This window comes from Candidatus Aquicultor sp. (assembly GCF_054640775.1).
In genome coordinates this window covers 1-6,931 of the sequence record NZ_JBTSLF010000123.1, presented here as the reverse complement: position 1 = coordinate 6,931, position 6,931 = coordinate 1, and the positions used below count along the sequence as shown (strand labels likewise).

At 54.1% G+C, this 6,931-nt stretch carries 6 protein-coding genes and 1 tRNA gene; 1 reads left to right on the top strand and 6 read right to left on the bottom strand.

Annotation, left to right across the window (positions count from 1 at the left end; translation table 11 throughout):
- Positions 1 to 110 precede the first annotated feature (110 nt).
- A tRNA-Gly gene (locus ACYC56_RS10245) sits at positions 111 to 183 on the top strand.
- Positions 184 to 350: 167 nt separating this feature from the next.
- Here ACYC56_RS10245 and ACYC56_RS10240 read toward each other — a convergent pair.
- The 6 genes from ACYC56_RS10240 to ACYC56_RS10215 form a co-directional block, all read right to left on the bottom strand.
- Positions 351 to 515: a hypothetical protein gene (locus tag ACYC56_RS10240; RefSeq protein ID WP_461374083.1), complete on the bottom strand. Its 165-nt coding sequence runs from the start codon at positions 513 to 515 to the stop codon at positions 351 to 353.
- 88 nt (positions 516 to 603) lie between these two features.
- Positions 604 to 1,473 carry a flagellar motor protein MotB gene (locus ACYC56_RS10235; protein WP_461374082.1) on the bottom strand — a complete coding sequence of 290 codons (870 nt, stop codon included), beginning with the start codon at positions 1,471 to 1,473 and terminating at the stop codon, positions 604 to 606.
- Positions 1,474 to 1,519: 46 nt separating this feature from the next.
- Positions 1,520 to 2,302, bottom strand: coding sequence for a flagellar motor protein (locus ACYC56_RS10230; RefSeq protein ID WP_461374081.1), 783 nt, complete (start codon positions 2,300 to 2,302; stop codon positions 1,520 to 1,522).
- A gap of 214 nt (positions 2,303 to 2,516) precedes the next feature.
- On the bottom strand, positions 2,517 to 4,391 hold the full coding sequence (pknB, locus tag ACYC56_RS10225; RefSeq protein ID WP_461374080.1) for a Stk1 family PASTA domain-containing Ser/Thr kinase: 1,875 nt from the start codon (positions 4,389 to 4,391) through the stop codon (positions 2,517 to 2,519).
- 132 nt (positions 4,392 to 4,523) lie between these two features.
- On the bottom strand, positions 4,524 to 5,924 hold the full coding sequence (locus ACYC56_RS10220) for a peptidoglycan D,D-transpeptidase FtsI family protein (protein WP_461374079.1): 1,401 nt from the start codon (positions 5,922 to 5,924) through the stop codon (positions 4,524 to 4,526).
- A partial coding sequence (locus ACYC56_RS10215; RefSeq protein ID WP_461374078.1) for an FtsW/RodA/SpoVE family cell cycle protein occupies positions 5,917 to 6,931 on the bottom strand: 1,015 nt, incomplete at its 5' end. The genes ACYC56_RS10215 and ACYC56_RS10220, both read right to left, overlap by 8 nt.

The following is a 6,931-nucleotide window of genomic DNA, read 5'->3' as shown; positions in this document are numbered from 1 at the left end:
GCTGGCGGCGTTCGCTTGCCGCTTCTTAACAGAACCGCGGATTTCCGTTATAATTCAGTTATAATTCTGATATAAATGTGCCGTCATAATCGTGACGGCCTAGATATGATGCGGGCATAGCTCAGTCGGTAGAGCATCAGCTTCCCAAGCTGAGGGTCGCGAGTTCGAGTCTCGTTGCCCGCTCAAAAGCGCCTTCCAAAACAGGCGCTTTTACTATTTAAACACGTTTTAATAAGACAAGAACGACACAAAACAGCCCCCTGAAAGAGGCTGTTTTATGAAGTAGGTTCGCGCGTTGTCGGTAGTTTGAAATCTGAAAAATTTAGGAGGTGCTTGCACCGCTAAATTCTTTAAATGGCAATGTGGCGTGAATTTACGCCGGGCTTGAACTCACCCCGGATTCGGTTTGTAACTGCGCTTGAGACTTGAGGTCTGAATGCGCTCGATACATGGTTGAGATAATAAATCTTGGCGCCTGAGGTGTGCTTGGGCTCGTTGTCAACTTTCTTCTTCACGGTATCCCTCCCCAGAATATCCATACGATACTACTATCGGCTTATGCGCAACGCGCTTTAAAGTGCCCGACCAGGGTAGGTATGAGGGCTACTTGGCCGCCTTGGGCAGTTTTTCTCCCAAGTCGCTTGCCTTGTTAGTTGCGTTGAACATAGCCGGCTCGCCCTTGCTGATCAGGTCGCGAAGCACGATGATCTCAACGCGCCTGTTCTTAGCGCGTCCGTAAGGTGTCGCGTTTGAGGCAACCGGCCGGTATGGGCCGTAGCCCGCCGCCGAGAGACGCCCCGCATCCGCCGGGTATTTGGAGAGCCAGTACATGATTACGCTGGTCGACCTATCGGTCGAGAGCTGCCAGTTTGATGGGTAACGCTCGTTATTGATAGGGATATTATCGGTATGTCCCTCAACTTTTATATGCTTGCTCGAGGTAAACAAGATACCGGCAATATCATCGAGCATCGCCTTCGCTGTTGGTGAAAGATCGGCTTTACCCGATTCGTAGAGGACTTTATCAGACAGGTTTATCACGATACCGCGCCCGTCTTCTTTTACGTCGATATTGGCGACGATTCCCTTCATCTTGGCGTACGACTTGATCTTGCTTATCATCACGGCGAACTCTTTTTCTTCCGCCGGGTTCCTCAGGTCCATCTTTTGCTGCATTTGTACCGCCTGGGCGGTCGCCTTGTCCTTGTTTTTATCCTTTAGATAGAGCGTTTTGTCGTTGCCCGGTTTTTGGCCGGCCATCATAGTCGAGATCAAGCCCGGACTCCTCTCTTCTAGGCCGAGGGCGAGCTTAAGGGATTGCGCCATAGCCGAGTATTTCGTAGCGTCGACGGTCGACATGGCGTACATTATGATGAAAAATGCCATAAGAAGAGTGATAAGGTCGGCGTATGTGAGCAGCCATCGCTCCATGCCGCCGCCGTGATCCTCTTCTTGGCGACGAGATCTTCCCATTTTGACTCCTTAACGGATTTTTAAACTGCTTACTAACGTTATTGGTTTATGCGTGAACTTCGTGACCGACGCTTTTTTGGCGCTCATCGGGCGACAGGAACGACTTGAGCCTGTCCTCGATGATGCGCGGGCTTTCGCCGGCCTGGATGGAGAGCACGCCCTCCATGATAATCTCTCTTGCGATCGTCTCATCATTGCTGCGTGATTTGAGTTTTGCTGCGATGGGTAGCCAGAGGATATTTGCTGAGGATACACCGTAGAATGTTGCGATAAATGCGGTTGCAATTGCTCCACCGAGATTACCTGCATCCGATAAATTTCCAAGGACGTGAACCAAGCCCATGACGGTTCCGATAATGCCCATTGTCGGGGCATAGCCGCCAGCGGATTCAAAAAACTTCGCCCCTTGCCGGTGCCGTTCCTGCATCAGCTCGAGCTCGGTTTTCATGATCGCTTTGGCGACTTCGTAATCGGTACCATCGACAACCAGGTTAACACCTTGTTTCAGATACGCGTTTTCTAAGTCTTCTACCATATTTTCAAGCTTAAGGATTCCCTCACGCCTGGCAGTTTCGGCCAAGGTGACGATGATAGCTATAACTTCATGGATATCGGTCTTCTTTTCTTTAAGCGCCATAGAGAGCCACTTGGGGAATTTCTTGATGGCTGAGATGGGGAAGCAGACCATGGTAGCGCCGAATGTACCACCAAAAACCAGTATTGCAGCCGGTACATTAATAAGTGAGCCTAAGCTTCCACCCTCGATAACAACGGAGATGAGCAACGAAAAAATGGCAAGACTTATGCCTATGATTGTTGCGAAATCCATTACTTACCTCTCAAAATATATAAACTACGCAAATAGCCCTAGAGCACTGTTCCTGATTACATATGGATGTATCGGCAAACTTTTAGCGTCCTTGAGGTTTTTGCGACGAGTATACGGGGCTTTGAGATGCAGAATTACAGGTAACAAAAAGGCCGCCTAGCCAGCTAGGGGCCTTTATATACTAATGCCTGATGTGTGCTTTGAATGCTTTCGTTTACGGGTTCGCTCTTCCGACGCTTATGGTGATTTTGGCGTTTTTCTTGTTAAGTTGCTCGCCGGCGCCCGGGTCTTGGCTTAATACCTTGCTGTCGTCGGCGGGGCTTACCCCATCTATAACGACAACATCAACGGTGAAGCCCTTGCCGGCAAGGAGATCTTTCGCCTCGTCCTCGAGCTTGCCGCGGACCTCCGGGACGGTGAGAAGCTCGGCGCCTTTGCTGGCGTAGACGCTGATAGTCGCGCCCTTCTTGGCTTCACTGCCGCCGGCGGGCGTGGTGCGCACGACGTTGCCCTTATCGACATCCTCACTGAACATCTCATAGGTTGTGACTGTAAAGCCCGCCTGCTCAAGGGTGCTCTTGGCTTCTGCGAGCGGTTTTCCAAATACATCGGGTATGATGGACGATGCCTCACCCTTGCTTATCACGAGCTTAACGGGGGTTCTAGCCGGTATGGATTCGCCGGCTGCCGGCTCTGTTCTAATCACCGAGCCCTGCTCGATCTCGTCGCTGTTTTCGTAGCTTGAATCACCGACTTTTAGTCCCGCCTCTATCAGCCGGCTCGTCGCCTTGTATTCGCGGTCGCCGATTACATCGGGAATCGTCGTCATTTCCTGGCCTTTGCTTACGGTGACCTCGATGATGCTTCCTTCTTCTCTCTTCTCGCCCGGACCCGGTTTTTGCTGGATAACAAGGCCGGCGTCAATGGTATTGCTGAACATCTCTTCGGTTTTCTTAAATTTTAAGCTATTCTCTTTCAGGATGCGCTCGGCGTCGACGAGCGATTTATTCTGGATATCGGGAACGGCTACTATCTTTTTGTGGATAATGCCGGCGGTGTAGCCATACCAGCCGGCACCGGCCACGCCCATCATTAAGAATAGCACCAGGAACACCATTGGAGCACGGCTCTTGCGCCGCCTGGGCGGTTCTTGGTAGGCACTCGGGCGTTTCACCTGGGTGTTGCGCGCCGTTTTGCTCGGCGGGGCCATTACCAGGGTTTCTTGCTCGTCCGGGGCGAGGGCGACAATCGGCATTCCTTCCATGCTGCGCATGATATCGTTTCGCATCTCCGCCCCGCTTTGATAGCGGCTCTCCGGGTTTTTCGCCATTGCCTTTGCGATGATGGTTTGCAGGTCCTTGGGGATATCCGGGTTAAGTTCGCGGGGGCGTACCGGGATCTCGTGGACGTGCTTGAGAGCGATGGCCACGGGGTTTTCGCCGTCAAAGGGTACCTTGCCGGTGGTCATCTCGTAAAGGACGACGCCGACGGAGTAAATATCCGATGTCACCCCGACATCCTGGCCGCGGGCTTGCTCGGGGGAGAGGTAGTGGGCGGTGCCGAGAACGGTGCCCGTCTGGGTCATGGTGGAAGCGCCGGCGCGGGCGATGCCGAAATCGGTGACCTTAACCTCTCCTTCCATGGTCAGTATGATGTTATGCGGTTTGATGTCGCGGTGGATGATGTCGTGCTTGTGGGCGAAGTTAATCGCTGAAAGGACTTTTTTGATGACCTCCATGGCCTCGGCGGGCGGGATGATGCCCTTTGCGGTTATGTATTGCTTGAGGCTTTTTCCTTCCAAGAGCTCCATAACGATGAAGTAGGTACCGTTTTGGCTGCCCCAATCGTAGATGCTGACGATATTGGGGTGGTTGAGGCCTGCGGCGGCCTGGGCCTCGCGTCTGAAGCGCGTGACAAAATCCTCATCCTCGGCGAAGTGCCGGTGTAGTACTTTAACCGCTACCGGGCGGTCCAGGACGGTATCCATGGCTTTGTATACTTCGGCCATGCCTCCTGAGCCGATTTTAGCGATAATCTTATACCTATCGTTAAAGATCTGTTGCTCCATAGGTTGATCTAGGACTCCCATGTTAATTAGTTTCGTCTCCTGCTCTGATTCTCCTGCTTTAACTTACCGCGTTCTTATGTACGCGGCACTAGTAGCATGTGCTGGTTTGGTCGATTATGTTTCAGGGTCCAGATTGTTTCCATATTACCAAACTTAGCGTTGTTTGCCTAATGCCGATAAAATAATTTCCCGTGCTATAGGTGCGGCTACGCGACCGCCTACACCACCATTTTCGATGATCACCGCTACTGCCACCTGGGGGTTGTCCACTGGCGCAAATCCGACAAACCAGGCGTGCGGCTTCTTTTGGCCAACCTCCGCGGTGCCTGTTTTGCCTGCTACCCGCACTCCGTCGATATGCGCTGCCTTTCCTGTTCCTTCGTTCACGACCTTTTCCATCAGGGATTTTATCGTTTCGGCCGTCGTCTCGGACATCGGCGCTTGCCAGGTGCTCGGACGGTGTTCGTAGACGGTATTGCCATCGAACTCCCGGATAATTTCGACAACGTAGGGCTTCATGATCGTGCCGTTGTTTGCTACGGCCGCCCCGGCGAGGGCCATGGTGAGTGGTGTTGCCTGGATGCGGCCTTGGCCGACCGCCGCCCAGGCGACCTCGAGGTCGTCCATCTGAGATGCGGCGGGGATGCGGCTCTCCGCCGTGGGCAGGTCGAACGGGACTTTATCGGCGAATCCAAAGGACTTTGCCATGTCGACAAGCTTGGGACCGCCCAATTCTTTTCCTATCTGGGCGAATACCGTGTTTGCAGATTTGGCGAAGGCCTCGGCAAAGGAGAGCTTGCCGTAATTTTTCCCTTCGTAATTGGTGACTTTGCCGCCGTATATCTTAACGGTCGAGTCGGCATCGTATACCTTATCCACGGTGGTCACGTTATCTTCAAGCGCGGCGGCTGCGGTTATGATCTTGAAGGAGGAGCCGGGCGTAAAACGGCTCTGCAGTGCCCGGTTGAGCATAACGCCGTCGGAGTTTTTGCTCAGCTGCGCCCAGTGACTACCTACCTCGTTGGGGTCGTAGCTGGGCTGGCTTGCGAGGGCGAGGATCGCGCCGGTTTTAGGATTAAGGGCGACGATGGCGCCTTTTCTCGAGCCGAGTGCGCGCATGGCGATTCGTTGCAGCTCAATGTCGATGGTGAGCGTTACGTTGTTTCCCGGCACATCATGGCCGAGGAGGTGCTTTATGTAGCTATCGATCGACGAGACTTTTGTCTGCCCTGAAAGGTATCCATCAAAGGTAAGCTCGAGGCCCGCTCTGCCGTATTTGTGGGAGTAAAAGCCGGTTATGGGGGCGGCGGTCTCTGCTTTCGGGTAGGAGCGCTCGTAGCCGTCGATGGATTTCTTGGTGGTCGCGAGCACTACCCCGTCGGCGCTTATGATATCGCCGCGCTTTATCCTTTTATCGTTGAGGAGGGGACGGATGTTTTCGGGTCGCGCGACAATCCCGTCGGCGGCGAAGAATTGCATGTAGGTTAAATTGACGACCAGGAGCAGGAACAAGGCGGTAAAGACGGCTCCGAGCCGGGCGATTCGCTTATTCACCGGCGCCATCTCGCTTTGCCGAGACTGCTAAAAACAGGGCGAGCAGGATAAAATTCATTAAAATCGAGCTGCCGCCGTAGCTGATAAAGGGAAGGGTTACACCGGTAAGCGGTATCAGTTTCATGGTGCCGCCGAGGATGGTGAACGTTTGCAGGGCAAAGACGCTTGCCAACCCCGTTGCGACGAGCCTGCCGAAATCGTCGCTTGCCGAGAGCGCGATGCGCAAGCCCCGTGATATAAAGAGCAGGTAGATAAGGATAACCGCGATTCCGCCGAGCAAGCCCAGCTCCTCGGCGATGGCCGCGAAGATAAAATCGGTTCGCACCGCGGGAATGAGTGTTGGGTGGCCCAAGCCCAGGCCGGTCCCGGCAAGACCGCCGCTCGCTATGGCGAAGATGGACTGGATGATCTGGTATCCTTTGCCTGATGGATCGATCCAGGGGTCGAGCCAGATATCGACCCTGGTTTGGATATGCGAGAAGGCGAAATAGCAGGCGGCCGCGCCCGCGACGAAAAGAAACGAGCCGAGGGAGACATAGATGGGTCGCCCGGTGGCGACGTAGAGCATCGCTAGGAAGAGGCCGAAGAACAGCAGCGAAGTTCCCAGGTCGCGCTCGAGCACTAAAATGACGAGCGACATCAGCCACATCACGGTCAACGGGCCCAGGTGCTTGAGTTCGGGCAGCCACACCTTAAAGGCACGCCGGGTCGAGATCGAGAGGAGTTCGCGCTTCTCTTCGAGGTAGGCGGCCAGGAAAAAGACGAACAGTATCTTGGCCATCTCGGCCGGCTGGAAGGTGAACGGCCCCAAGACCAGCCACAGCTTCGAGCCGCCGCGCTCGACGCCGACGAAGATCGGCGAGAACAGCAGCAGGATGCCGAGGATGGCCCAGGTGTATTTATATTCTTTAAGCCACTGGTAACGGCGTACGGCGACGAGAGCGATGAGGGCCGCGATGGTGCCCGCTAAAATCCACATCGACTGTGTCGTCGCAAGGCTTGGCTTT

Coding starts and splice junctions, on each gene's coding strand:
- pknB (WP_461374080.1), bottom strand. CDS start 4,391: ATGGGAGTCCTAGATCAACCTATGGAGCAACAGATCTTTAACGATAGG.
- ACYC56_RS10230 (WP_461374081.1), bottom strand. CDS start 2,302: ATGGATTTCGCAACAATCATAGGCATAAGTCTTGCCATTTTTTCGTTG.
- ACYC56_RS10235 (WP_461374082.1), bottom strand. CDS start 1,473: ATGGGAAGATCTCGTCGCCAAGAAGAGGATCACGGCGGCGGCATGGAG.